Raw genomic sequence first — 24,856 nt, forward strand, 5'->3', positions numbered from 1 at the left:
GCCGCCGCCGTGCGGGGCCGCGCCGCCGTAGGTGTCGACGATGATCTTGCGGCCGGTCACGCCGGCGTCGCCGTCAGGCCCGCCGATGACGAAGGTGCCGGTCGGGTTGATGTGCCACTCGGTCTCGTTGGTGATGAAGCCTTGCGGCAGCACCTTCTCGACATAGGGTTTGACGATGGCTGCGACCTGGTCCTGGCTGAGGCCGGCCTTGTGCTGGGTCGAGACGACGATGGAGGTCGCACGCGTCGGACGACCGTTTTCGTAGAAGAGCGTCACCTGGCTCTTGGCGTCGGGCTCCAGGCCCGGCTCCTGGCCCGAGTGACGGGCGTCGGCCAGGGCCTTCAGGATGTTGTGGCTGTACTGCAGGGTGGCCGGCATCAGCTCGGGCGTCTCGTTCGAGGCGTAGCCGAACATGATGCCCTGGTCGCCCGCGCCCTCGTCCTTGTCCTCGCCGGCGTCGACGCCCTGGGCGATGTGGGCCGACTGCGGGTGCAGGTTGTTCTCGAAGCGGAAGGTCTTCCAGTGGAAGCCGTCCTGCTCATAACCGATGTCGCGCACCACGCCGCGCACCGTGTCCTCGATCTCCTGCTCGACGCCGGGGGCCCAGGCGCCCTCGACATCCATGATGCCCTTGCCGCGGATTTCGCCGGCCAGAACCACCAGGTTGGTCGTCGTCAGGGTCTCGCACGCCACGCGCGCCTCGGGGTCCTTGGACAGGAACAGATCGACGATGGAGTCGGAGATCTGGTCCGCGACCTTGTCGGGGTGGCCTTCCGAGACGCTCTCGGAGGTGAACAGAAACGACGAACGGGCCAAGGCAGGCTCCTGCAAGACGGTGAGGCCGACAGACATATAAAGATATGCTTATACGTTCAAGTGATGACCGAAACGTGGAGCGGAATCAGAACGCCGACGCCGGCGGCGATCGGCCGGACGCCTGGCGACCCACGCTGCGGCCGAAGCCGCATTGTCTTGTATTATCAATGTCGGAGAAGGAAGTGGTGCGCTTAGGGGCGTCGAATTCAGCCACTAAACTATTGCAAAACATTGCAATATTACGAATTGAATTTCGACAAGCCCCCAAAAAGGCCCCCACGACAGGGTTGCACCTTTCCGTTTTGTTCCGATCCTTGGCTACGTCATGTCGTGAAAAAGCACCCAAAGTGTCCCGCCGCTTACGGCGTTTTTTCATCACCCGCGATCAGGACCGGCAACTTCAGCTTCATGTCGCTGAAAAGAACCACCGCCGCTTCAAAGTCGATCTCGCCCCTTCCCAGGGCGCGCGTCTCGCCCGAACCCCATGCGTTGGTCAGGGTCGAAAGCAACGCCGTCTTGTAGGCCGTGTCCAGGTTCCCCGCCAATTGATCGCCCTTGGACTCCAAGGCGACAATTCGTTGGCTGCTATCGCCCTTCAGCGCGGCGAACACAAAGTCAGGATAGACATTGCCCCGTCGCCAGCCCCGGATCGCATAGCTGTTCCGGCTCGTGCCGTTTCGGTGCCACCACCGGATGGCGGCGGTGTCGTCGAGATAGACCGCGACGCTACGTTCATCGTTGTTCAGGTCCGCCGCATAGATCGGCAGGAATAGGCTGCGCTCGAGCGGAGCGCCGGTCTGGCCCGCCAGTTGCGTGGCCGCCTCGTCGGCGGTGGTCCAATCGCGGTCGGGCATGATCCAGTCGCCCTCGTCGCCGCGAATTTGAAACTGGATTTGACCATCAGCCAGCCGGTCGCGGAAGATCACGGCCGATTGCGCGTCACGCCATGCGCCGAGATAACGACGCAGTTCGTCGATGATGAAGCCCGATAACCGCCCGATCAGGCTCTCATCAAAGCCGCGCGCCTTCAGCTTGGCCAGAACCTCCCCGACCATGGCCCGCCCGACAAAGGGATTGGGCGACAGGTCGCTGATCATCCGCACGGCAAAGGCCGGATCAAACTGGCGTTCGATCTCTTCGCCGCGTTGGGTTTCTGTCTCGAAGCCCGCAGCCGCAGCGGTGCGAAGCCGCACAATCTGGCTTTCAGCGGTGCGCGCATCCTTTGGGATCGCGTCGGCGAACGCGGCCATGTCACACGCCGTCCAGTCGATCAGCGGGTAAAGGTCGGTCTCCGGGTCGATCTGCCGAGCCGTCCGCCCCGGATCGACCCACAGGACTTGCGGCAGGGCGATGTCAAAGGTCCGGAAGGCGTCACGCCGCTGCACCGCCCGCTTGACGGAAGCGGCCGCCGCGCCGCCGTCGGACAGGACGATGTCGCGCACCAGATCGCTAAGGCCGTCGCGGCTCAGGCCGTCCTTGATCGCTTCCACGACGCGCTTGGTGTCGGCGCGGTGCGTGTAGACATAGCATTCGTCGAGCGCCGCAACGCCGGTCTTTGTGGCGTGCGGCTGGCGCAGGATGCGGCCGACCAGTTGGGTCATGGCCCCCTCCGCCCCGTTGGCGGCCAGAGAGCACAGCACATAGGCGAACGGGCAATCCCACCCTTCGGCCAGGGCGGCCTTGGTAATGACCACCCGCACCCGACAGCTCGGCGACAGCAGGTCGCGGTTTTCCGGCTTGTCCAGATCGTTGATTTCCGCCGTCTTGAAGGCGATTTCGGCTTCGTCCAGACCGGCCTTCATCAACCAGGCCTTCACATGGTCCGCATGGATCATGTCGGTATCCGCCTGATCGGCCCCCGTGCGCTCGACCTGCACCAGCAGAATGGGTCGGATATAGCGCCCGCCGTCGGCTAGATAAGCCTCTGCGCTGGCCGCCAGGCCGTTCAACCGGTGCAGGGCCGCGCGCATGGCCGCTTGCCAGTCCGTTCCAGGCACAGGCTCCAGATTGAGGGGCATCTTGATCATGCCCTCCCGCTCCAGTTCCCGGCCGGTGATCTCGACCAGGATGTTGGCGGTGCGGCCGGGCGAGCCCGCCTTGGTCGCCGTCGCCTTCTTGGGCGCCACATCAACGGGCGTGGCGCTGAGTTCCAGCACAAAGCAGGGATTGAACCCATACAGAGTGCCGAACGCCAGTTCGGACACCGCCTTCTGGCCTTCATCCATGATCACCACCGGGCGGATGATCCGCAGCGCGTTGCCGACCGAATCCTTGATCATCGGCCAGCCCGGCCCGCCGTCCGCCAGATCATAGGCGGTCAGGTTGGGCACGGCCTTCAGCAAGGCGGCGTGGGCGGCCTGGTCGCCTTCGGGCGGGGTGAAGCCGTGAACGTCGCCGCGATCTTGGAACAGTTTCAGTGTGGACTGGTTTTCGCGGTTGGACGATTGCAGCATCAAGACCATGACGCACAGGCTGGCGTCCACGTCGGCGCGTTTCAGCGCGTCGCCCTTTTCCAGGATAACCACTCGCCCGGCGGCGGCGCGGTCCAACGTCTGGCGATAGGGGTGGTCGCGGTCACGCAGCGCCTTGACCGTCTGACTATAGATCGCCTCGTTCGGCACGATCCACAGCACAAAGCCCGTGTTGGCCTTCAGATAGCCGCCGAAAATGCGCGAGAGGCCCGCACAGGCCAGATAGGTTTTTCCCCCGCCCGTCGGCACCTTCAGCGTCGCATTGGGGCAGGGTTTGCCGTCACCGGTGAGCCGTTGGGAATAGCCGAGCGGCACCCGGCTGGGGGGCAGTTGCCCGGCGGCGGCCAGCGACGCCCAGGCCTTTTCCGGATAGTGGGGCGGCTCAAGCCCCAGATCGGGGTCCGCCGCCGCCAGGGCGGTCACCTTGTCATAGCGCGGCTTTTCCGCCGACAGGGCGACCAGATAGGCGTCCAGCGCCGCCAGCGCCCGTGCCTGATAGTCGAGTTCGCGGAAGGCCACAGCTTAAGCCGTTTCGACGCGATAAAGGGCGAACGGCAGGGGCGCATATTCGACCGCCAGCTTTTCCGACGCCAGCAGTTCGCGTGACACGAACTTGGCCGGGGCGAAGACCAGATGATCGCCCGGCGCACCCGCCGCTATGGCCCGCGCGCGGGTCAGGGTCAGGGCCGCCGCCCCGGACTTCAGCCATTCCAGATCGGGCCGATAGATCAGCCACAGATGACGCCCGCCGCCCGCACCGATCCGCACCACGCCTTCGCCCACGTCCGGGGCGGGCTTGATGTCGGCGGGGTCCAGAGCTTTTGACGTGGCGGTGAGGTGCAGAAGGGACGCTACGGCTTCGACGGCGGGCAAATCCTCGCCGGTCAGCAGGCCCTCCATGTCGATGGGCGCGCCCAAGGTGCAATAAGTGAAGGTTCCGCCCAGGCCTGGCGTGGTTTCGGCCACGTCCCGTTCGCCTGTGACGATCAATGCGCCGTCCTTCACCTCTGTCTTGATCCGGTCGAACCGGGGACCGTCCAGCGTCTCGCACCGCTGCACCTTTTCATGCAGGGCGGTGGCGTTCTTCAGCTTGGTCCAGGTCAGGGGCTCGCGCAGCAATTCCTCGCGCTGTTTGCCGGTGAAGGCGTAACCGTTGATGACGCGGCGGACACGTTCGGCGGTCAGTGTGTCGGCGTAGCCCTCGCCTTCAACCAGAATGAATTTACGAGTGCCTCCGTCTTTCCGGTTCAAAGCCAGAACTGCCTGCCCAGTGGATGCGGAGCCAGCGAATGAGTCTAAAACTGTCAGGTCAGTGCGCTCAAACAAGGACAGCAAATGCTGAATAAGTTCGGGCGGTTTCGGAAACTCGAAATCTGACTCCGGCATCACAGCGCGTAGGGCGGATGATCCACTTCTAGTGAATATGGGCAGGTCGATCACAGACGATACGTTGGTCCGAGCGGTCATCTCATAAAGAAAAACCTTTTGCCGCGGGCGTCCTGACGCCTTCTCGGGCCATAGAATTCGCCGCTCCGCGACTAGTTTAGCCATCGTGCTGGGCTCGAAACGCCAGCCGCGACGAGGACAGCCATAATCAACGCCAGTTTCCAGATTGATCAGGTTGTAGTGCAGATTCGGCCGCGCTTCCCGTGAGGCAAGCCCAACCATGTTGCCGCTTGTCCAAGGCCCACGCTTGTCGCTGTCCGGATTCTTGTAGTCAGAAGCCGACCTAAGTTCTCCATCTATACTGCTTCCATAGACCAATATGAATTCATGATCGTCGGAAATGCCACTTTCGTTACGATTGTCCTTATTTTGTCTAGACTTCCAAATAAACTCACCGATGAAATTAGGCGCGCCGAAAATCTCATCACAGATACCCCTAAGCAGGGGATGTTCGATCGAGTTTATAGAAATGAATATCAGCCCCTCATCGGAGAGCAGATCCTTAAGTAGACGAAGGCGCGGCCACATCATGGAAGCCCACTTGTCGTGTCTTAGACCGTCTTCAACTCCCACAGGATTAGCCTTCAGCCATTCCTTGATCATCGGCGAGTTGACGTTGTCGTTGTAGCACCAACCCTCGTTACCGGTGTTGTAGGGCGGGTCGATGTAGATGCAGTCCACCTTGCCCGCATGGGTCGGCAACAGGGCCTTCAGGGCGTGTAGGTTGTCGCCGTGGATGATCAGATTGCCGTCCAGGGCCGGTTCGCCGATCCCCTTCGTCGCATCGGGAACCAGCGGGCGAAACGGCACGGTCAGGTGGTGGTTGTAGACGAATTCCTTGCCCTTGAAGACCAATTCCGTCACGCGCAGCCCCTCCCGTTGAGCGCATCGAATAGCAGCCCCTAGCGCATCGCGCCAACAGCCCTTGGGCTCATCAAGGCCTCTATTCGGGCCAGCCGCGCCTCCACCGATCCGGCCGGTTCGTCGGTGGTGGCCTTTTCTCCAAGTTCACGGATCAGCGCCGCCTGCCGATGCGATGCCACCGCGCCGTAGCTCGTGAAGGTGGTCAGCACCTTTTCGTGGCCCAGGTTCTGCGACCAGGCCTTGAATTGTTCCGGCGTCTTGCAGACCTGTTCGCCGAACTGCACCAAGGTGTCGCGGATGCTGTGGGGCTTGAAATAGGGCAGGCCCGCCCGCTCGAACCCCTCCCGGAAGATGCGCCGGATCGGTTCGGCCGTGCTCCAGTGCTCGCGTTTCAGCCCCACCGCCACGAACCCGCCGTCCGGGCCAAGGCCCATCTGGGTGGCCGGGAACAGGGGGTCGCTGTCTGCCCACAACAGCTCTTGGCGCAGATGCTGAACCCAAGCGGTGAAGATCGGCAGAGCATCACCGACAACCGGAAAGAACCAGGTCGAAAACGTCTTGGAGAATTTCGTCTTCACCTCTCGCGCATCCTGATCCAGCCGCGATTGCACCAGGTCGATATGCTTCAGCTTCAGCGACGCCAGCGCCCCGTCACGGGCGCCGGTCAAAAGGGCGAACGCGATCAGCGCCCGGTCCCGCATTTCGATGTCGGTGGTGGCTGGCGCGCAACTCAGAACATGGTTGACCTGTTCCACCGACGGGAACGGCTTTTCCCGGACGGCGCGGGCGATCCGCACATCCTTTTCCGACAGGTTGAAATAATCCGCATCGGAATAGCTGATCTTTCGCCTGTAGCCCGGCTGATCGGCCAGCCAGATGAAAAAGGCCCGCAACGCCGAAAGGGTCGAATGGACGGTGGCGCGGCTGAGGCGCTCGCCGCTGCGTTCGCCTGTCTGTTGATCCAGCTTGCGTTTAAACGCCACCGCCTGTTCCCGGTGGAACTTGCCGAAGTCGCGGTATCCGGTGGACGCCTCGAAGCGGGCCAGGGCCTTGGCGACGCCATCCACCGACGCATCGTTGCGCCGCCGGGCTTCGCGCAGATAGATGAAGTGGGCACGCTTGATCCGCTCGTTGGCGGCGTTGTGCTTGGTCATGTCGTCTCGTCCTGTCGTTAGGCACGGATTGCGGAGGGGGTCGGGCGCTCTTCTATGTGCAGCACCGCCTCCACGATCCGGACGGGGATTTGCGGCATGATGTCCGCCAGGCTCGACTGACGGGTTCGCCGGAACATCCGACACCCACAGGTGACACAGAGGGCGCGCAGGGTTCCGGCTCCGGTCGCTCGGGCATCGAACACCGCCGATCCGGGGGCAGGCTCGCGCGGCGCGCGGCATTTGCAGCAATACAGGGTGCCGGGCTGGCAGGGGCGCTTGGCCCGGTCCCGACGGGCTTGCAGGAAGACGCGCAAGGCTCGTCCCTGAAACATCATCGGTCGGTGGTCATCGATGGCGGGAAGCCCGGCCTTGAACCATGCCCGGACTGTGTTGCGATGCACGCCGTAAAGGCCCGCCAACTCGTCCACGGTGTAGGAGCGGTTCAGCTTCGCCAGTCGGGGATTGGGCCATGCCATGCCCGGCCGTTCCTATTCGCCGTCCATGAGACGCCGCACGGATGCGGACTTGATCAGAGTGCGGCGGCCCAGCTTGATCGCCTCCAGCCGCCCCTCACGGATCAAGGCATAGATCGAGGTTCGACCAAGGCTCAGGGTCTTGGCGGTGTCGTTGATGGATAAGGCCAGGGGCTCCATTGAGCGCCTCCGTTTGCTGGTGAACGCCAACAAACTGTGGTGCCTCGGTGATCGGGAATAGCGGGGCGGCTCGATAAAAACACAACCCAGTCAATGGGATATACCTGCCTGACAGTCATCCGTCACCACGTCTTAGCGGGGGGTGGGCTGTGATGAAGCCGGGGGCGGGTTCTGCGTCAGCCAAGGGGAGGTTTGAACGAAACCCGACGGTGGTTATCTGAACGGCGGCTTCTAGAACGGGATGTCGTCATCCAGATCGTAGATTTCGCGCGCCGTTGAAAACGGCAATTCGTTTCTGGGGGCCGGAAGACGAACCAGCGGGGCTGATTGCAAAGGCTCGGTGAGGGAAGGGGTCGGGGTTGCCCCACCCGACGGCTTCCAGTTCGCCACCTTGCAGATCTCTTCAATACCGGTGCGATTGACTGTCCCGTCCCGATTGAGAAGCTGAAGATCGGCGGCGTTTTCGCTCAACCACTTCTCCAGCGCCTGTTTTGGCGACTTGCCTGCGAGCAGTCTGGGATCAGCCGTAACAGCGGCCCACGCCTTGTTGGCCGCCGCCAGCTTGGGGGGATACGGCGGTCCACCCGGTAGACCCGCCTGGCTATTTGAAGGGCGGTCGAAGAACGGCGCTTCATGCCCACTCGACCGAAAAAACTGGGCAAGATCGCCAACATCAATCACCGTCTCGTGGACGTCTATGCCATAGGGGTTGCCGTCCTCATCCAGATTCGGGCGCTCCGTTGCTTTCAGACGACCGCTCTTTACCGCGTTGTAAAGCGCGCTTCTAACTGCGACATAGCCAGCAGGCGTGTTCGTTTGCCCTTCGACATTGTATTGATAATCATCAGGAATATGGCCACACGTCAGCAAGGCGGCCTGAACTATGGAATACTGCGAACACAGCTTCCAATAATCGATCGGTTGCACTTGTCGCCCCTCGCCAAGCAATCGCGACGGCGAGTGTGCCACTGTTCGCCGATGGTTGGCAAAAAACGGTCTTACCGCGTCACGCCGTGCGGCTAAGGCGAACGATCTCCCCGCCCTCTTTCAACCCGTCCAGATAGTCGCCCCACCACTGCGCCATCAGCACGCGCTCCTGCCAATGTGCGCCTCGGTGGTAAGCGGCGCGGACGAGGTCTTTCCCCTTGTGCGCCAGAGCGCGCTCAATGGCATCCGGCGACCATTTGCCCGACTCATTCAGCAGCGTGCTGGCGGTCGAACGAAACCCGTGCGCGGTCATCTCGTCGCCCGTGTAGCCAAGACGGCGCAGGGCGGCGTTGACGGTGTTTTCTGACATCGGATCGAAGCGTGACCGGATCGACGGGAAGACATAGCGGCCGCCACCGGTCAGGTCGGCGGCTTGACGCAGGATCGCAACGGCCTGACGACTCAAGGGCACGACGTGTTCGATCCTCGCCTTCATCTTCGCCGCCGGGATGCGCCACACCGCTGCGTCCAGATCGATCTCAGCCCATTCCGCGCGGCGCAACTCGCCGGGACGGACGAACACAAGGGGCGAAAGCTGAAGCGCCAGCGTGGTCAGCGGCGAGCCTTCATAGCCGTCGATATTACGAAGAAGCTCGCCGACGGCCTTCGGCTCCAGGATCGCCGCCAGATTCTTGGGCTTACGACTCGCCAGGGCACCCCGCAGGTCGCGTGTCGGGTCGCTGGCCGCAAACTGGTTGGCGACCGCGTAACGAAACACCTGACCGATGAATTGGAGGGTTCGATGGGCCTTCTCATCGTTCTTGGCGGCCTCGAACGGCCGAACCGCATCCAGAATTTCGAAAGGCTGAATCTCGGACACGGGCCGCCCGCCCAAGCTCCGCTGAACCAGCCGGACAAACCATTCGCGCTTCGCCACCGTCGCCTCGGAAAGGCCGTCACGTCGATTCTTGGCGATATAGTCCTTGGCAACCGCGCTGAAGGTGTTGTCGGCGCTGACCTTGGCGGCGCGTTTGTCGCGGCGCTTCTTGTCGGCCGGATCGCCGCCGTTGGCGATCATCGACCTTGCCTGATCCCTCATCTCGCGGGCTTCCTTCAGGCTGATCTCGGGATAACCCCCAAACGACAGCTTCTTTTCAACTCCGCCGGAAGCGCGGAATTTCAGCCGCCATAGCCGCCCGCCAGCCGGTGTGACCTGAAGATAGAGGCCCTTTTCGTCGGAGACCTTATAGGCCCGCTCGCGGGGCTTCAGGGCGCGGATGGCTGAGTCAGTCAGTGCCAACTTGGGGGCCTTTTATCGAGGGCCTTCGTGCAGGCCCCCACAAGAGCCCCCATTCTCGGCCGATTAACGGCGAACGCTGGCGACCACCAGCACCCAAACGAAGGCCTAGTATCCTATAATTTCTTGATTTTTTCAACCACCGACGCACCTTGGCGCACAGGGTGGTGGTGCCGCTTAGGTGACTCGAACACCTGACCCCATCATTACGAATGATGTGCTCTACCGGCTGAGCTAAAGCGGCTCCGGTCGGCGGCTCGGACATGTGTCGGAGAGCCGCGCGAGGTGGGCTCTTTATACGGGTCCGGCGGACTTGCCAAGCACTGTCAGCAGGGATGTTTCATCGGGCGCGTCGGCGACGCGGATTTCGGCGAAGCTGTGGGCCGCCAGCGGGGCGACGGCGGCGTCGGAAATGCAGACGGCGAGGCGGTTTCGAGCGGCCTGGGACGGCAAGGCGGCGGCGAGGGCGCGGGCGGCGCGGGGGGAGTGGAGCAGGACCGCGTCGAAATCGGGGGGCGGGACAGCGCCGGTTTCCTCGGCGGCGTAGACCGGCAGGCGCTGGATCGTGCGGCCCGGCAGAAGGGCGGGCAGGTCGCCGGCGGGCTCGCGGGCGCCGGGGGCGAGGATCAGGCCGTCGATGGGCGTGGCGGCGATGAGGGCGGCCAGGGCGTGGATGTCGCCGGCGGCCGAGCGGGCGTCGGCGAAGCCGGCGTCGCGGGCGGCCTCGGCGGTGGCGTCGCCGACGGCGAAGACGGGGCGGTCGCGCAGGTCGGGCGTCAGGGCGGCGAAGGCCGCGACGCCATTGGGGCTGGTGAAGGCCAGGGCGGCGACGGTGGTCAGGTCGGGCGCGGCGCCCAAGAAACGGGGCAGGGCCTCGGGCAGGGGGCGGATGGCCAGCAGGGGTGCGACGACGGGCGTGAAGCCGAGCGCCGTCAGCCGGACGGCGGTGCGCGCGGCGCCGGGCTGGGCGCGGGTGATCCAGACGCGGCGGATCGGCCGCATGGCCTAGAGGTCGATCTTCTGGTCGCCGGCCTCGGCGTGAACCTCGCCGCCGAGGCGAAGGCCCAGGCCGCGGACATGGTCGAGGGCGGTCGCGGTCGTGACGCCCGAGATGTCCCCGACGCGACGCCAGCGGGCCGAGCCGTCGGGGCTGAGCATTTCGGTGGTCAGATGCAGGACGTCGCCCTCGATCACGGCGTGGGCGCCGACGGCGGTGCGGCACGAACCTTCCAGCGCGGTCATGGCGCCGCGCTCGGCGGCGACGCAAAGCGCCGTCAGGTCGTGGTTGAGGGCGCGGGTCCAGTCGGCGTCGGCGTCGTCTTCGCGCGTCTGGATGGCCAGGGCGCCCTGACCCGGGGCGGGCAGGAAATCGTCGAGCGACAGGCGCTCGCGGATGACCTCGGAGAAGCCCAGACGATTCAGGCCCGAGCAGGCCAGGAGGATGGCGTCGAAGTCGCCGTCCTTGAGCCGCTTCAGACGGGTGTCGACATTGCCGCGCAGCATCTCGATCCGCAGGTCGGGGCGCAGGGCCAGGGCCTGGGCCTGACGCCGCAGGGAGGCGGTGCCGAGGCGGGCGCCGTGGGGCAGGTCGGCGAAGGTGGCGAAATGCTCGCTGATGAAGCCGTCGCGGGCGTCCTCGCGTTCGGGCACGGCGGCGATGGCCAGACCTGCGGGCTGTTCGGCGGGGACGTCCTTCATCGAGTGGATGGCGACGTCGACGCGGCCGTCCAGCAGGGCCTCCTCGATCTCCTTGGTGAACAGGGCCTTGCCGCCGACTTCCAGCAGGCGGCGGTCCTGAATCCGGTCGCCGGTGGTGACGATCTCGACCAGGGGGACGAGTTGCTCGATCTGGTCGTCGGCGACGCCCAGGGCGCGGCCGATGGCGCGCTGCATCATGCCGGACTGGGCCAGGGCCAGCCTGGAGCGGCGGGTGCCGATGCGAAGAAGCGGGGTCATGGGGTCGCGCAGCCGTTGCGAAAGGGGAACCGGGCCGCTACCTCGGACCCGATGAACACAGGCGCGGACTATAGCAGCGGAACGACGGGGGCAACCAAGCCGGACGGAACGGACGGCCGCGCCCCCGACGGCGGGCTGATCGTTCTGGGCCTGGAGACCAGCTGCGACGAGACCGCCGCCTCGGTGGTGCGCCTGTCGGCGGCCGGGGCCGAGGTCCTGTCCAGCGTCATTCACAGCCAGATCGACGAGCACGCGGCCTATGGCGGGGTGGTGCCGGAAATCGCCGCTCGCAGCCATGTCGAGATGATCGACGGGGTGGCGCGCCGGGCCATGAGCGAGGCCGGGATCGACTACGCCGCCCTGGACGGGGTGGCGGCGACGGCCGGGCCGGGTCTGGTCGGCGGGGTCATGGTGGGGCTGAGCTACGGCAAGGCGGTGGCCCTGGCGCGCGACCTGCCGCTGATCGCGGTCAACCATCTGGAGGGCCACGCCGTCTCGGCGCGGCTGGGGGCGGAGACCGCCTATCCCTTCCTGCTGCTGCTGGTCTCGGGCGGGCACTGCCAGCTGCTGGAGGTGCGCGGCATCGGCGACATGAGCCGGCTGGGCACCACCATCGACGACGCGGCGGGCGAGGCCTTCGACAAGATCGCCAAGGCCATGGGGCTGGGCTATCCCGGCGGGCCGGCGCTGGAGAAGCTGGCCGCGTCCGGGGACGGGTCGCGCTTCGACCTGCCGCGCGCCCTGCTGGGGCGGAAGGACTGCGACTTCTCCTTCTCGGGGCTGAAGACGGCGGCCTCGCGGCTGGCCCAGACCTGCGAGAGCGAGCAGGACCGGGCCGATCTGGCCGACGCGGTGCAGAAGGCCATCGCGCGCCAACTGGCCGAGCGGACCGAGCGCGCCATGACCGCCTATGCCGAACAGCACGAGGCGCGTCGTTTCGTGGTGGCGGGCGGGGTCGCGGCCAACAAGACCATCCGCCGCACGCTGGAGGATCTGGCGACCAGGCATGGCTTCAGCTTCCTGGCGCCGCCGCTGGCCTATTGCACCGACAACGCGGCCATGATCGCCCTGGCGGGGGCGGAACGGCTGGAACAAGGCCTGACCTCGGACATCGATGTCGCCGCCCGGCCGCGATGGCCTCTGGACGAGGCGCGCGCGAACGCCGATCCTGTGCACAAGAAAACGGGCCGCAAGGGCGCCAAGGCTTGATCGGCCTGGGTTCGAGCGGTGGTCGGGGGACCGGAGAAGACATGGAATTTCATACGGCAGGCGTAATTGGCGGCGGCGCCTGGGGCACGGCCCTGGCGCAGAGCGCGGCGGCGGCGGGCCTGGCGGTCGTGCTGCAGGCGCGCGAGCCCGAGGTGATCGAGAGCATCCGCACGCGGCGGATGAACGACGCCTTCCTGCCGGGCATCGAGCTGGACGCGGCGATCAACGTCACCTCGGACCTGGCCGACCTGGCGGACTGCGACCTGATTCTGGCGGTGCCGCCGGCTCAGCACATGCGCGCGACCCTGGCGGCCTTTGCCCCCTACGCCCGGCCCGGCCTGCCCATCGTCCTGTGCGCCAAGGGCATCGAGCGCGGCTCGCTGAAGCTGATGACCGAGGTCCTGGCCGAGACCATTCCGGCGGCCACGCCCGCCGTCCTGTCGGGCCCCAGCTTCGCCGCCGAGGTGGCGCGCGGCCTGCCCAGCGCGGTCACGGTGGCCTGCGAGGACGAGGAGATGGCGGTCGCCCTGGCCACGGCCCTGTCGGGGCCGGTCTTCCGCCCCTATCTGGCCGACGACCTGATCGGGGCCGAGACGGGCGGGGCGCTGAAGAACGTCCTGGCCATCGCCTGCGGCATCGTCGAGGGGCGCGAACTGGGCCGCAGCGCCCACGCCGCCGTCATCACCCGCGGCTTCGCCGAGATCGTCCGCGTGGCCCAGGCCCTGGGCGGCAAGGCCGAGACGGTGGCCGGCCTGTGCGGTCTGGGCGACCTGGTCCTGACCTGCTCCAGCCCGCAGTCGCGCAACATGAGCCTGGGCCTGGCCCTGGGGCAGGGGATGAGCGTCGAACAGGCCCTGGCCGGCAAGCGGTCGGTGGCCGAGGGCTATGAGAGCGCGCCCGCCGTGCGCGAACTGACCCGCAAGCTGGGCGTCGAAACCCCCATCTGTGAAGCTGTCGCCGCCGTCCTGGCGGGCGAGACCACGGTGGACGCCGCCATCGAGGCCCTGCTGACCCGGCCGCTCAAGCCCGAACGCGAATAGTGTCCGAAGCAGAGGAAGCCGCGCCGGAAGAGCGCAAGCGCGTCTGGACGACGCCGGCGAACGTGCCCCTGTGCGCCGAGGCCGACATCAATGATCCCGGCTCGCGCGGTTTCGTGCTGCAGATCGGCGAGGCCTTCTTCCACGGCTTCGTGGTCAGGAAGGACGGCGAGGTCGCCGGCTGGGTCGACCGCTGCCCGCACGCGGGTTTCCCCATCGCCATGGAGCTGGACCGCTATCTGACGCCGGACGGGTCGCTGATCATGTGCGGCTGGCACGGGGCTGTCTTCGAGCCGCTGTCGGGGGCCTGCGTCGGCGGACCGTGCGCGGGCGGCAAGCTGACGCCCTGGCCGGTCGAGGCCAGGGACGGGATCATCCGCACCGCCTGAGGGCGCGGCTATTTCTTCGGGACGATCTTCGGGTCCTTGGTGAAGGCGTCGTCGACCTCTTCCTCGGTGATCCGCTTGGACGGGTCGCCGGGCTGGTTGAGGTTCTGTTCCTCGGTGCCGTCGCCCATCATGCCGGGATGGGGGTCGGTCTTCTTGGGGTCGTCGGCCATGTCGGCCTCCCTTGCTGGACTCCAGCAAGCAACACCGTCCGGCAGGCGGCGTTCCATCACGCCTTGCGGCGCCGGACCTCGAACTAGGGTTTCAGCCGCCGGGCGTTGGCCACGGCGGCGGCGTGGATCGGCGACAAGGCCTCGGCCTGGGTCTTGAGCAGGGCGCCGCCCAGGCTCCAGCCGTCGGCGAGAGCGCGCGACCAGACGCCCATGCCCCAGGCGGCCTGCAAGGCGGCGGCTCCGGCCAGGCTGTCGGCGCGCGCCAGCCGCGTCAGATGGGCCTGGGCCTCCAGCCCTTCGCGGTCGGCGATGCGGCGGCCCTGGTCGGCCAGATCCAGGGCGCCGGCCGCCACGGCCCCGGCCGAGGCCGTCAGAGCCTCGACCTTTTCCGTCCCCATGCGGCCGAGCTCGGCGTGGTCCGCGTTCAGGGGGTCGGCCAGGGCCTCGCCCAGGATGGCCAGACGGCGGGCGATGACCTGGGCCGAGGCCTCGGCGGTCTCCTGTCCGGCGCGGGCGGTGCGGGCGGCGCGATCGATGGGGTTCATGCCAGGAGCCTGGGCCTGTTCCGCTCGTCGAGCAAGCGGATCAGGCCCGCTTGTTTCAGGGCAGGACTTCGGCGGCGAAGGCCGAGACGTCCTCGATCAGGGCCGGCATGGAGGCGTCGATGATGCGCTGGCCCTTCTCCGGGCTGGCCTGGGCCGGGTCGGAGCCGATGCGGCCGTCGGGGAAGCGGGCGCGGTAGTCCAGGGCGTCGCGGATCGGACCCATGGGGGCGATCCTGGGGCTGTAGTCGGCGATCTTGATATGGTCGGGATAGGCGGCCTGGGTGACGGCGATTTCCGACGGGGTGGCGTGGGCGCCGTGGCCGACGGGAAAGATCTCCTCGCACAGCTTGTGCACGCCGGGCAGGTCCCACCAGTTGCGCAGCTTCAGCACGAAGGGCGGCTGCTCCTCGACATAGGACCACTCGGCGTAGATCTCCGAGAAGGTGGCCTCGATGGTGGCGACGTTGCCGCCGTGGCCGTTGAGGAAATAGATGCGCTCGAAGCCGTGACGGGCCAGGGACGACACCCAGTCGGTGATGGCGGCCATGAAGGTCGAGGGGCGAAGCGAGATGGTGCCCGGGAAGGCCAGGTGGTGCTGGGCCATGCCGATGTTGAAGGTCGGGGCGATGATCAGGCGCTCGTCGCCCTTCTCGGCGGCGTGGGCGATGATCTCGGGGCAGAGCCAGTCGGTGCCCAGAAGGCCCGTGGGGCCGTGCTGCTCGTTCGAGCCGATCGGCACGATCACCGTCTTGGACAGGGCGGCGCCGGATTTCAGGCGCGCGTCGATCTCGGGCCAGGACGACAGGTGGATCAGCATGGGGGACTCCGCAGGGACAGGGCTTGCCGGGCCTTTACGCCGATCCGGCGAAAGGGCCAAACCTCAGGCTCGTAAGGGGGGCTCGTCGGGGGCGAAGGCGCGGATGAAGCGGCGGGCGGTCTCGCGGGCGCGGGCCGGGGCGTCGTCGGCGTCGGGGTGGGGCAGGCCCAGGACCGAGCGCAGGTGGGCGTGGCCCAGCACCATGCCGGCGAACATCTCGGCGGCGACGGCGGGATCCGGCACGGACAGCAGGCCGAGGCGATCCTGTTCGGTCAGCCAGGCGGCGATGCGGCGCACGCTTTCGCCCGGCCCGGCGTCGTAGATGGCGCGAGCCAGCTCGGGGGCTTCGGGCGACATCAGGGCGACGCCGCGCAGGGAGGCGCCCTTGCCCTCGCGGCAGATCTTGTTGATCAGGGTCTCGGCGATGGCGGTCAGCACCGCCTCGGGCGAGGCCCCGGATTTCAGGGGCGCCGTCACCGCGTCGGACCGCTGGGCGGCCAGGGCCCGGCCGATGTCGGTCTTGGTGGGGAAGCGGTTGTAGAGGGTCTGTTTCGACACCCCCGCGCGCCGGGCGATCTCGGTCATCGAGGCGCCCGCGCCCTTTTCCACGAACAGGTCCGCGGCGGCCTGAAGGATGGCCGCGCTCTTGAGCTCGTCGACCTGACCGGGGGCGCGGGGCATCAGTGGACCTCGGACGGCCCGGCCGAGGGATCGGCCTTGCCGGGCTTGGACAGAAGGGTGACGAAGGCGGCGCAGGCGCAGGCGATGGCCAGCAGGGCGAAGGCGTCGCCGAAGGCCAGGGTCGTCGCCTGCTTCTGCAGCATGCCGTAGAAGGCCTTCATCGCCGAGGCCTGCGGGTCGATGGAGCCCGAGAAACGCTGGGCCAGGCCGGCGATCATGTTTCGGACGGCCACATCCGACTGGTTGATGGCGCTGGTCAACTCGACCATGTGCAGGGCCGCGTTCTGGGTCAGGGAGGTGTTGAGGATGGCCAGGCCGAAGGCGCCGCCGACGTTGCGGCTCAGGTTCACCAGACCCGAGGCGTTCTTGACCATGTGCGGCGGCAGGGTGGACATGGTGACTTGCTGCGAGGCGATCATGGCGATCATGACGCCGCAGCCGCGCACGGCCTGAACCCCGGCGAACTCCCAGAAGCCCCAGTCCTCAGTCACCAGGCGCGCGTCCCACATGCCCCAGGCGCACAGGATGAAGCCGAGGAACATCAGGATGCGCGGGTCCAGCAGCCGCACCAGCCGCCCGGCGAAGGGCGCCGTGGCGAACATGGCCAGACCCGAGACCACCATGGTGGTGCCGACCTCGGCCGCCGAATAGTCGCGCACCCGGCCCAGGAAGAGGGGCAGCAGGAAGGTGCCGCCGAACAGGGCCGCGCCGACGATGAAGGTCATGACGACGCCGACGACGAAGTTGCGGTTGGCGAAGGCGCGCAGCTCGACGATCGGGTTGTAGTAGACCAGCGAGCGCCAGATGAAGGCCGGGCCGCAGATCAGGGCGACCAGGCTGAGCAACAGGATGTGGTCGTCGGCGAACCAGTCGTTCCTGGCCCCTTCCTCCAGCACGAATTGCAGGCTCATCAGGAAGGCGGCCATCAGGCCCAGGCCCCACCAGTCGAAGCCCTTGGCCAGGCTGGCGTCGCCCTTGTCGAAGTGGGCGTAGCGGCCGACCAGGAAGAGGACGATCACGCCGGGGAAGATGTTGATGAAGAAGAGCCAGCGCCAGCTGAGCCATTCCGTCAGATGACCGCCCAGGGTCGGGCCGACGGTGGGGGCCAGGGTGACGATCAGGCCCATGATGACGCTGGCGGTGACGCGCTTCTCGGGCGGGAAGGCGGTGAAGGCCACGGCGAAGACGGTCGGGATCATGGCCCCGCCGAGGAAGCCCTGAAGCGCGCGGAAGAAGATCATCATCTCGACCGAGGTCGACAGGCCCACGGCCACGCTCATGATCAGGAAGCCGATGCAGGAGGCGAGGAACAGCTTCTGCGTGCCCCACAGCCGCGACAGGTATCCCGACAGGGGGATCATCACGACCTCGGGGATCAGATAGGCGGTCTGGATCCAGCTGATCTCGTCGGCCGAGGCGCCGACCCCGGCCTGGATCTGGGGCAGTGAGGCGGCGACGATCTGGATGTCCAGAATGGCCATGAACTGGCCGATGACCATGCCGGCGAAGCCGAGCAGCAGCACCGTCCAGTTGATCTCGGGCTTGGCTTCCGCGACGGCGGCGCCGTCGGCGGGAAGGTCGCCGTCTCTCACCGGACCGGGTCCAGAGACGCGGTTTCGACCTGGCCCAGATGGGCGTCGGCGAAGGCGGCGCCGCCCTGGCTCTTCAGGTCCACCTTGACCTCGACCGACAGGCCGGGACGCAGGGCGACGGGCTCGCCGCCCGCGCGGCGCTCGACGGCGATGCGGACGGGCACCCGCTGGGTGATCTTGGTGAAGTTGCCGGTGGCGTTCTCGACCGGGATCAGGGCGAACTCGGAGCCGGTGGCCGGGGCGAAGCTGTCGATGCGGCCGAGGATGGCCTGGTCGGGGAAGGCGTCGGCCTTGATCTCGACCGCCTGACCCAGACGCATGCGGCCAACCTGGGTCTCCTTGAAGTTGGCGACCACATAGGTGTCCTGCAGCGGCACGATGGACATCATCTGTCCGCCCGCCTGCACCACCTGGCCGACGCGGACGCCGCGGGCGCCGACGACCCCGGCGACGGGGGCGCGGATGACGGTGCGGTCCAGGGTCAGCCGGGCCTGCTCGACCAGGGCCTTGGCCTGCTCGACGGCGGCGACGCTCTGCTGGCGGGTCGAGCCGAGCACGACCGAGGCGCGCTGTTCGGCGGTCAGGGCGGCCTGGGCCTGGGCGACCGAGGCGCGGGCGGTGGCGGCGGTGGCGCGCTGGGTCTCGATGCGCTGCTGCGACACCCAGCCCTGTTCGGCCAGCTTGCCGTAGCGATCGACCTCGGCGCGGGCCAGGCCGGCCTGGGCCTGGGCCTGGGCCACGGCGGCGGCGCGCTCGGCGATGGTGGCCTGTTCCTGTTCGGCGCGGGCGTCGACATTGGCCACGGCGGCGGTCAGGGCCGACAGATTGGCCTGGGCCTGGGCCAGGGCGGCCTTGGCGTCGGCGTCGTCCAGGCGGGCCAGGACCTGACCAGCCTCGACGCGCTGGTTGTCCCTGACCAGGACCTCGACGACCGAGCCGCTGATGCGCGGGCTGACCGAGACGGTGTCGGCCTGGACGAAGGCGTTGTCGGTCGCCTCCCAGCGTTGCTTGCCCTGCCACCAGACCACGCCGCCGCCGATCAGGGCGAGGCCGACGACGCCGCCGACGATCAGGGGCAGGCGTTTCTTCAGGGAGGCGGGAAGGGCCATGAGGGAGACAGCTCGCTTGGATTTCGGCGCGTAAAATGGACAGACCCGTCCAAAATACAAGAGGGGGCTGCGCGATTTCGTCGCACCGTGTCGTCAGCGCCCGGTTGACGCCGCGCGCGGGGAAGGCGAAGCGGGGGCATGACCGCAAGCAAACGTCCCGCCGCCAAGGCCGTCCGCGCTGCTCTGACGCCCCCCAAGGGCAAGCGGTCGCGCGCGCCGAAGACGGCGCCGGTGGGGGCCGTGATCGGCTGGCCGCCGGACGAGGATCGGGTGGAGGAGATCTTCAGCCGCCTGGCCGGCGTCATGCCGGACCCCAAGACCGAGCTGGACTTCGTCAATCCCTACACCCTGGTGGTGGCCGTCGCCCTGTCGGCCCAGGCGACCGACGTGGGGGTCAACAAGGCGACCAAGGCCCTGTTCGCCATCGCGGACACGCCGCAGAAGATGCTGGCCCTGGGCGAGGAGGGGCTGATCCCGCTGATTTCCTCCATCGGCCTCTATCGCACCAAGGCGAAGAACGTCATCGCGACGGCGCGGATTTTGGTCGAGAAGCACGGCGGCGAGGCGCCGCTGAACCGGGCCGACCTGCAGGCCCTGCCCGGCGTGGGGCGCAAGACCGCCAGCGTGGTGCTGAACGAACTGGGCATAGAGCCGGCCATCGCCGTGGACACCCATGTCTTCCGGGTCTCGCACCGGCTGGGTCTGGCCAATGCGGCGACGCCGGACAAGGTCGAGGCGCAGTTGCACAAGGTCGTGCCCGAGGCCTGGCTGCCCAAGGCCCACCACTGGCTGATCCTGCACGGCCGCTACACCTGCCTGGCGCAGCGGCCCAAGTGCGGGGCCTGCGTGATTGCCGACCTGTGCCCGTCGCGGGCGAGCTTCGTGGGGATTTAGGCGCTTGTCGTCTCCCTTCCCCCTCGAGGGGGGGAAGGGCCGGGGATGGGGGTGTGGAACGCGACTTGGCCGATGGCGCGCATGAGGCGACGGCCCAGTCTCCAGCACTTCGCAGGACAGGGGCTGCCTTCACCCCCACCTAACCCTCCCCCCTCGAGGGGGAGGGCTCCTGACTACAGCCCCAACCGATCCGCCACGGCGCGGCCGAAGCGGGCGCCGGCCTCGGGAGCGGCGCCGAGGTAGAAGTCGGGCTCGATCAGTTCGGCCTCCATCAGCAGCCACTGGCCGTCGGCGTCGGGCACCATGTCGATGCGGGCGTAGAGCAGGGGCTCGTCGATGGCGGCCAGCGTGCGCTCTGCCAGGGCCAGGGCGCCCTCGGGGGCCTGATCCAGCCGCCGGTACTGGCCGCCGTACTGGACCTGGATGCGGAACTCGTCGGCGTGGGCCGGGCGCTTGTTGACCACGTGGCTGAGTTCGCCGCCGAAGAAGAGCAGCGAGGTCTCGCCCGCCGTGGCGATGGTCGGCAGGAAGGGCTGGATCATGGCCCCGCCAGTCGGAGCGTCGGTCAGCGCGTCCTCCAGCAGGTCCCCGGCCGCGACCTTGAGCGTGCGCCAGGCCCCGCCGGAGACGGTCGGCTTGACGATCAGCTGCTCGGCGCCGGTGGCGGCGAAGGCGGCCTCGACCACGGCGGGGCTGGCGTGGTCGGCCCAGATGGTCGGGGGGATGGCGACGCCCTTTTCGGCCAGCCGGGCCAGATAGCGTTTGTCCGAGTTCCAGCGCAGCACTTCGGCGGGATTGGCCAGGGGCGCGCCCGCCTCGGCCCAGGTCGCGCAGGCCTCAAGCCAGCGGTCGTGGTCGCGGTGGTAGCCCCAGACGATCAGCGGCAGGACCAGCGGATAGTCCATCAGGCCGTGGGCGCTTTCGACATGGTCGGTCCACGGCGTCGGCCGGGCCTTGATCCCCGCCGTCGCCAGGGCGGCCGACAGTCGGTCCAGCACGCCCGGCCATTGCCCGGCGTAGGAGGGGTCGGCGGGGTCGGGGGTCAGGACGGCGACGTCGGTCATGCGGTTCCTCCTCGGACGGGAACTGCATAGGCTGTTTTCGGCGGCGTCGAAAAGCCCGGCGCTGGCGTCGTCGCCCTTGGCCCGCTATGGGGCGCGCATGACCCAGACCGCCATCTCCACCGCCCGCTTCGACGTCTGCGCCGTCGGCAACGCCATCGTCGACGTGCTGAGCCCGTGCGAGCCCGCCTTCCTCGAGGCGCACAAGCTGGTCCCCGGCTCGATGCAGCTGGTGGACGAGGACCAGAGCGCGGCCCTCTATGACGCCATGGCGGCGGGTGTCGAGGCCTCGGGCGGGTCGGCCGGCAACACCGTGGCGGGCGTCGGCTCGTTCGGCGGCCGCGCGGCCTATATCGGCAAGGTGGCCCAGGATACGCTGGGCGAGGTTTTCAGCCACGACATCCGCGCCGCCCACGTCCACTTCGACACCCCGGTCCTGGAAGGCGGCGCGGGCTCGGGCTTCGGCACCGGCCGCTGCCTGATCAACGTCACCCCTGACGGCCAGCGCACCATGTGCACCTTCCTCGGCGCCGCCAACCAGCTGACCACCGCCGACATCGACGCCGAGCTGATCGGCGCCAGCGAGATCGTCTATCTGGAAGGCTATCTGTTCGATCCGGCCCCGGCCCGCGCCGCCTTCGAGGCCGCCGCCGCCGCCGCCCATGCGGCGGGCCGCAAGGTCGCCATCACCCTGTCGGACGCCTTCGTCGTTCACCGCTGGCGCGCCGAGCTGCTGGCCTTCATCGAGGCCTCGGCCGACATCGTCCTGGCCAACGAATCCGAGCTGCACGCCCTGTTCGAGACCGAGGACTTCGACCACGCCGCCGCCCACCTGGGCCGCATCGTCGAGGTCGCCGCCGTGACGCGCGGCGCCGCCGGTTCGGTCATCTTCCGCGGCGACGAGCGGGTCGAGATCGCCGCCTTCCCGGTCGACAAGGTGGTCGACACCACGGGCGCGGGCGACCAGTACGCCGCCGGCGTCCTGCTGGGTCTGGCGCGCGGCCTGTCGCTGGCCGAAGCCGGGGCCCTGGGGTCGCTGGCGGCCTCGGAAGTCATCGCCCACTGGGGGCCGCGTCCGATGGTCAAGCTGGCGGCCCTGGCCGCCGAGCACGGGCTCAAGCTCTGATCGCGACCAGAGGTCACGCGCGGGGGGCGCTTGCCGTTCCCTGTCGCGCCGCGTAATCGGCGGACCATGTTCGGCCTCGCCAATCCCGACCGCTTCATGCGTTTCACCCGCCCGCTGACCCCGGTGCTGTGGGGGCTGGCGCTTGTCCTGCTGGCGGCCGGGACCTGGTTCAGCTTCGCCGCGCCCGCCGACTATCAGCAGGGCGACACGGTGCGGATCATGTTCATCCATGTGCCCGCCGCGACGCTTGGGCTCGGCGCCTATGCGGCCCTGGGCGTCTCCAGCTTTTTCGCTCTCGTGTTCCGCCATCCGCTGGCCGACGCGGCCGCCCGCGCCGCCGCCCTGCCGGGCGCGGTGCTGACGGGTTTGGCCCTGATCACCGGCGCGCTGTGGGGCCAGCCCATGTGGGGGACCTGGTGGGTGTGGGACGCGCGCCTGACCAGCGTGCTGGTGCTCTTCCTCTTCTACCTCGGCTACATGGCCCTGCGCGCCTCGATCGACGATGAGCAGAAGGCCGGGCGCGCCGCGGCCGTCCTGGGCCTGGTCGGCTTGATCAACCTGCCCATCGTCAAGTTCTCCGTCGACTGGTGGAACACCCTGCATCAGCCGGCCTCGTTGCTGCGCGCGGGCGGGACCAGTCTGGACCCGGCTTACCTCACGCCCCTGCTGACCATGATGGCGGCCTATGGGATGCTGTACGGGGCCGTCTGGCTGACGTCGATCCGCACCGAGGTGCGCCGTCGCCGGGTGCTGACCCTGCGCGCCCGCGCCGCCCAGGAAGCCTAAGGAGCCGCCGATGCTGGATCTCGACATGAGCCCCTACGGCGTCTTCGTCTGGTCGTCCTGGGCGATCAGCGCGGTCGCCCTGGCCGTCCTTTCGCTGCGCGCCCTGATCGCCGCCCGGCGCTGGAAGCGCGAACTGGCCCGTCTGGAAGAGGCGCGCAAATGAACCGCTGGTTCGCCCTGATCCCGATTGCGGCGCTCGCCGCCCTGGGGATCTTCATGATGATCCAGCTGGGCCACCTGTCCGGCGCGCCGGGCGAGGGGCGGGAATACAAGCCCGACGCCCTTGTCGGCCAGCCCATCCCCGAGACCGTCCTGCCGATCCTGCAGGGCGACGTCGAGACGGATCAGCGTCTGGACCTGAAGACGGCGGGCGTCGGCAAGCCGATGATCGTCAACCTGTTCGCCAGCTGGTGCGCCCCGTGTCGCCTGGAGCATCCGCAGCTGATGAAGCTGAAGGCTCAGGGCGTCAACGTCGTCGGCGTGGCCTACAAGGACGACCCGGTCGCCACCCGCGCCTTCCTCGACGAGCTGGGCGACCCCTACGCCCTGGTGCTGACGGACCGCGACGGGCGGGCGGGGCTGGACCTGGGCGTCTCGGGCGTGCCGGAAAGCTTCGCCGTGGACGCCTACGGGACCATCGTGGCCAAGTCCTCGGGGCCGGTGCTGACCGAGGCCGATCTGCAGAAGCTGGTCGACGCCTTGAAGGCCCCGGTTCGCTAGAGCGTCCTTCGCGCGAAACAGGGTGAATCGCGCATTAACCATATCTAGACCGTTTGAGCGGATCGTCGGCCCATGTCCGCGATTCCTTCAGACCGTCCGGCCTTTCCGCCCTCCGCAGGCGGCCCGACCCATGCGCTGAGAACCTCCCAGTCCGCCTTCTTCCGTGCGGCCATGGGCCTGAGCGCGCCGGTCGCGGCGCCCGCCGTCGAGACGCGGATGGACACGCCGGTCCGCTCGGCGCCGGCCGAGGAAACGCCGTCGGCCACGCGCTATCAGCGGCCGGGTTCCCTGCTGGATATCCGGGTCTAGGCTTTCGCCACATCCTTGAGCGCGATGATCTCCGCCTCGAGCGCGCCCATGCCCGCGTTCGCGCCGGCGCCGGCGTCAGCGAACGCTTCGACGGGCTTCTTCTTCTTTTTCGGCTTGCCGCCGTCGAGGGCCTTCCTGGCGGCCTTCTCGGCCTTGCGGGCGTCCTTGGCCGCCTTCCGGGCCGCCTTGGCTTCGGCCTTGGCCTGTTCGGGCGCGGCGTCCGCGGCGGCGGTCAGACTGGTCAGCAGGTCGAGGAAACCCTCGCGTTTCGACTTGGGCAGCAGGGCCAGGATGCGCCTGTCGGCGGCCTCGACGCGGGGGCGGGCGGTCTCCAGCGCGGCCTGACCGGCCTCGGACAGGCGCACGGCCTTGGCCCGAGCGTCCAGCGTCGAGCGTTCACGCTCCAGCAGGCCCTTGGTGGTCATGCGGGCGACCAGATCGGCCAGGGTCGAGCGGTCGATGCCGGTGGCCTTGACCAGGTCGGTCTGGGTGAGGCCCGAGCGGACCGAGACCGCCTCCAGCACCGCGAACTGGCGCTGGGTCAGGCCGTCGGGCCCGGCTTCCTCGACGTAGATGTCGAGCGCCAGCTGCAGCACCCGGTGCATCAGGTGGCTGGGCGAGTCCGCCAGCCCGCCCTTGATTTTCGCCTGCTTGCCTGACTTGACCATCGTCCTCGATCCCCGTTCCGACCGCGAGGAGAGGGCCGGACATGGCGTGACAGCTAACAGCCGCGCTTTACGCTTTGACGACGGAAAGCCTGACGGTTTGAAGACATTTATGTTGGCCTACCGCCCTTGCGGGCTGCTCGAGGCCATGTCGGGGGCGCT

The 24,856-nt window shown here is 67.7% G+C and carries 27 protein-coding genes and 1 tRNA gene; 9 read left to right on the top strand and 19 right to left on the bottom strand.

The genetic code is table 11. From position 1 onward, the window contains the following. From metK to hemC, 11 genes are all read right to left on the bottom strand, one after another. A partial coding sequence (metK, locus tag VGE49_RS07990; protein ID WP_331034030.1) for a methionine adenosyltransferase occupies positions 1-816 on the bottom strand: 816 nt, incomplete at its 3' end. 359 nt (positions 817-1,175) lie between these two features. Then, positions 1,176-3,806, bottom strand: a complete 2,631-nt coding sequence (locus VGE49_RS07995) for a DEAD/DEAH box helicase (protein ID WP_331034031.1) — start codon at positions 3,804-3,806, stop codon at positions 1,176-1,178. A gap of 3 nt (positions 3,807-3,809) precedes the next feature. Next, positions 3,810-5,597: a site-specific DNA-methyltransferase gene (locus VGE49_RS08000; RefSeq protein WP_331034032.1), complete on the bottom strand. Its 1,788-nt coding sequence runs from the start codon at positions 5,595-5,597 to the stop codon at positions 3,810-3,812. A gap of 38 nt (positions 5,598-5,635) precedes the next feature. Continuing rightward, positions 5,636-6,751, bottom strand: coding sequence for a tyrosine-type recombinase/integrase (locus VGE49_RS08005; protein WP_331034033.1), 1,116 nt, complete (start codon positions 6,749-6,751; stop codon positions 5,636-5,638). 17 nt (positions 6,752-6,768) lie between these two features. After that, the gene (locus VGE49_RS08010; protein ID WP_331034034.1) at positions 6,769-7,227 is read right to left on the bottom strand and encodes a helix-turn-helix domain-containing protein; all 459 of its coding nucleotides are present in this window, start codon (positions 7,225-7,227) and stop codon (positions 6,769-6,771) included. A 12-nt stretch (positions 7,228-7,239) separates the two neighbouring features. After that, positions 7,240-7,404, bottom strand: a complete 165-nt coding sequence (locus tag VGE49_RS08015; protein WP_331034035.1) for a helix-turn-helix domain-containing protein — start codon at positions 7,402-7,404, stop codon at positions 7,240-7,242. Positions 7,405-7,635: 231 nt separating this feature from the next. Next, positions 7,636-8,331, bottom strand: a complete 696-nt coding sequence (locus VGE49_RS08020) for a hypothetical protein (protein ID WP_331034036.1) — start codon at positions 8,329-8,331, stop codon at positions 7,636-7,638. Between the two features lie 79 nt (positions 8,332-8,410). Continuing rightward, complete coding sequence (locus VGE49_RS08025) at positions 8,411-9,631, bottom strand: tyrosine-type recombinase/integrase (protein WP_331034037.1); 1,221 nt, start codon at positions 9,629-9,631, stop codon at positions 8,411-8,413. Positions 9,632-9,796: 165 nt separating this feature from the next. Continuing rightward, positions 9,797-9,872, bottom strand: a tRNA-Thr gene (locus tag VGE49_RS08030). Positions 9,873-9,922: 50 nt separating this feature from the next. Then, positions 9,923-10,630, bottom strand: coding sequence for a uroporphyrinogen-III synthase (locus VGE49_RS08035; RefSeq protein ID WP_331034038.1), 708 nt, complete (start codon positions 10,628-10,630; stop codon positions 9,923-9,925). Positions 10,631-10,633: 3 nt separating this feature from the next. Continuing rightward, complete coding sequence (gene hemC / locus VGE49_RS08040) at positions 10,634-11,584, bottom strand: hydroxymethylbilane synthase (RefSeq protein WP_331034039.1); 951 nt, start codon at positions 11,582-11,584, stop codon at positions 10,634-10,636. Positions 11,585-11,635: 51 nt separating this feature from the next. Between hemC and tsaD the strand changes: the two genes are divergently transcribed. From tsaD to VGE49_RS08055, 3 genes are read left to right on the top strand one after another with little or no spacing between them, the layout of a single operon-like run. Then, positions 11,636-12,793, top strand: coding sequence for a tRNA (adenosine(37)-N6)-threonylcarbamoyltransferase complex transferase subunit TsaD (gene tsaD / locus VGE49_RS08045; RefSeq protein WP_331034040.1), 1,158 nt, complete (start codon positions 11,636-11,638; stop codon positions 12,791-12,793). 41 nt (positions 12,794-12,834) lie between these two features. After that, the gene (locus VGE49_RS08050) at positions 12,835-13,833 is read left to right on the top strand and encodes an NAD(P)H-dependent glycerol-3-phosphate dehydrogenase (protein ID WP_331034041.1); all 999 of its coding nucleotides are present in this window, start codon (positions 12,835-12,837) and stop codon (positions 13,831-13,833) included. After that, a complete protein-coding gene (locus tag VGE49_RS08055) occupies positions 13,833-14,219 on the top strand; it encodes a Rieske (2Fe-2S) protein (protein ID WP_331034042.1) in 387 nt (128 codons plus the stop codon). The genes VGE49_RS08050 and VGE49_RS08055 overlap by 1 nt, the downstream gene beginning before the upstream one ends. 8 nt (positions 14,220-14,227) lie before the next feature. Here the strand turns inward: VGE49_RS08055 and VGE49_RS08060 are convergent, their stop codons facing one another. The 6 genes from VGE49_RS08060 to VGE49_RS08085 all read right to left on the bottom strand — a co-directional run bounded on the left by VGE49_RS08060 (position 14,228) and on the right by VGE49_RS08085 (position 19,133). Continuing rightward, positions 14,228-14,389, bottom strand: a complete 162-nt coding sequence (locus VGE49_RS08060; protein ID WP_331034043.1) for a hypothetical protein — start codon at positions 14,387-14,389, stop codon at positions 14,228-14,230. Positions 14,390-14,472: 83 nt separating this feature from the next. Continuing rightward, positions 14,473-14,934, bottom strand: a complete 462-nt coding sequence (locus tag VGE49_RS08065; RefSeq protein WP_331034044.1) for a phasin family protein — start codon at positions 14,932-14,934, stop codon at positions 14,473-14,475. Between the two features lie 55 nt (positions 14,935-14,989). Continuing rightward, positions 14,990-15,751, bottom strand: coding sequence for a creatininase family protein (locus tag VGE49_RS08070; RefSeq protein WP_331034045.1), 762 nt, complete (start codon positions 15,749-15,751; stop codon positions 14,990-14,992). A gap of 63 nt (positions 15,752-15,814) precedes the next feature. Continuing rightward, a complete protein-coding gene (locus tag VGE49_RS08075; RefSeq protein ID WP_331034046.1) occupies positions 15,815-16,432 on the bottom strand; it encodes a TetR/AcrR family transcriptional regulator in 618 nt (205 codons plus the stop codon). Next, on the bottom strand, positions 16,432-18,024 hold the full coding sequence (locus tag VGE49_RS08080) for a DHA2 family efflux MFS transporter permease subunit (RefSeq protein WP_331034047.1): 1,593 nt from the start codon (positions 18,022-18,024) through the stop codon (positions 16,432-16,434). Before VGE49_RS08080 ends, VGE49_RS08075 begins: the two co-directional genes overlap by 1 nt. Beyond that, on the bottom strand, positions 18,021-19,133 hold the full coding sequence (locus tag VGE49_RS08085) for an HlyD family secretion protein (protein WP_331034048.1): 1,113 nt from the start codon (positions 19,131-19,133) through the stop codon (positions 18,021-18,023). Before VGE49_RS08085 ends, VGE49_RS08080 begins: the two co-directional genes overlap by 4 nt. Before the next feature lie 138 nt (positions 19,134-19,271). On the opposite strand from VGE49_RS08085, the gene nth reads away from it, so the two are divergent. After that, positions 19,272-20,027, top strand: a complete 756-nt coding sequence (gene nth / locus VGE49_RS08090; protein WP_331034049.1) for an endonuclease III — start codon at positions 19,272-19,274, stop codon at positions 20,025-20,027. A 173-nt stretch (positions 20,028-20,200) separates the two neighbouring features. Here the strand turns inward: nth and VGE49_RS08095 are convergent, their stop codons facing one another. Next, complete coding sequence (locus VGE49_RS08095; RefSeq protein WP_331034050.1) at positions 20,201-21,091, bottom strand: ATP-grasp domain-containing protein; 891 nt, start codon at positions 21,089-21,091, stop codon at positions 20,201-20,203. Positions 21,092-21,188: 97 nt separating this feature from the next. On the opposite strand from VGE49_RS08095, the gene VGE49_RS08100 reads away from it, so the two are divergent. From VGE49_RS08100 to VGE49_RS08120, 5 genes are all read left to right on the top strand, one after another. Next, positions 21,189-22,214 (top strand): adenosine kinase, encoded by a 1,026-nt coding sequence (locus tag VGE49_RS08100; protein ID WP_331034051.1) that lies wholly within the window; start codon positions 21,189-21,191, stop codon positions 22,212-22,214. Positions 22,215-22,280: 66 nt separating this feature from the next. Next, complete coding sequence (locus VGE49_RS08105) at positions 22,281-23,000, top strand: heme ABC transporter permease (protein WP_331034052.1); 720 nt, start codon at positions 22,281-22,283, stop codon at positions 22,998-23,000. 10 nt (positions 23,001-23,010) lie between these two features. Continuing rightward, positions 23,011-23,163, top strand: coding sequence for a heme exporter protein CcmD (gene ccmD, locus VGE49_RS08110; RefSeq protein ID WP_331034053.1), 153 nt, complete (start codon positions 23,011-23,013; stop codon positions 23,161-23,163). Then, positions 23,160-23,720: a DsbE family thiol:disulfide interchange protein gene (locus tag VGE49_RS08115; protein WP_331034054.1), complete on the top strand. Its 561-nt coding sequence runs from the start codon at positions 23,160-23,162 to the stop codon at positions 23,718-23,720. The genes ccmD and VGE49_RS08115 overlap by 4 nt, the downstream gene beginning before the upstream one ends. 72 nt (positions 23,721-23,792) lie before the next feature. Next, on the top strand, positions 23,793-24,029 hold the full coding sequence (locus tag VGE49_RS08120) for a hypothetical protein (protein ID WP_331034055.1): 237 nt from the start codon (positions 23,793-23,795) through the stop codon (positions 24,027-24,029). Here the strand turns inward: VGE49_RS08120 and VGE49_RS08125 are convergent. After that, positions 24,026-24,697, bottom strand: coding sequence for a MarR family winged helix-turn-helix transcriptional regulator (locus tag VGE49_RS08125; RefSeq protein WP_331034056.1), 672 nt, complete (start codon positions 24,695-24,697; stop codon positions 24,026-24,028). The genes VGE49_RS08120 and VGE49_RS08125 overlap by 4 nt on opposite strands. Positions 24,698-24,856 lie beyond the last annotated feature (159 nt).

Source organism: Brevundimonas sp. (assembly GCF_036405315.1).
Classification (GTDB): domain Bacteria; phylum Pseudomonadota; class Alphaproteobacteria; order Caulobacterales; family Caulobacteraceae; genus Brevundimonas.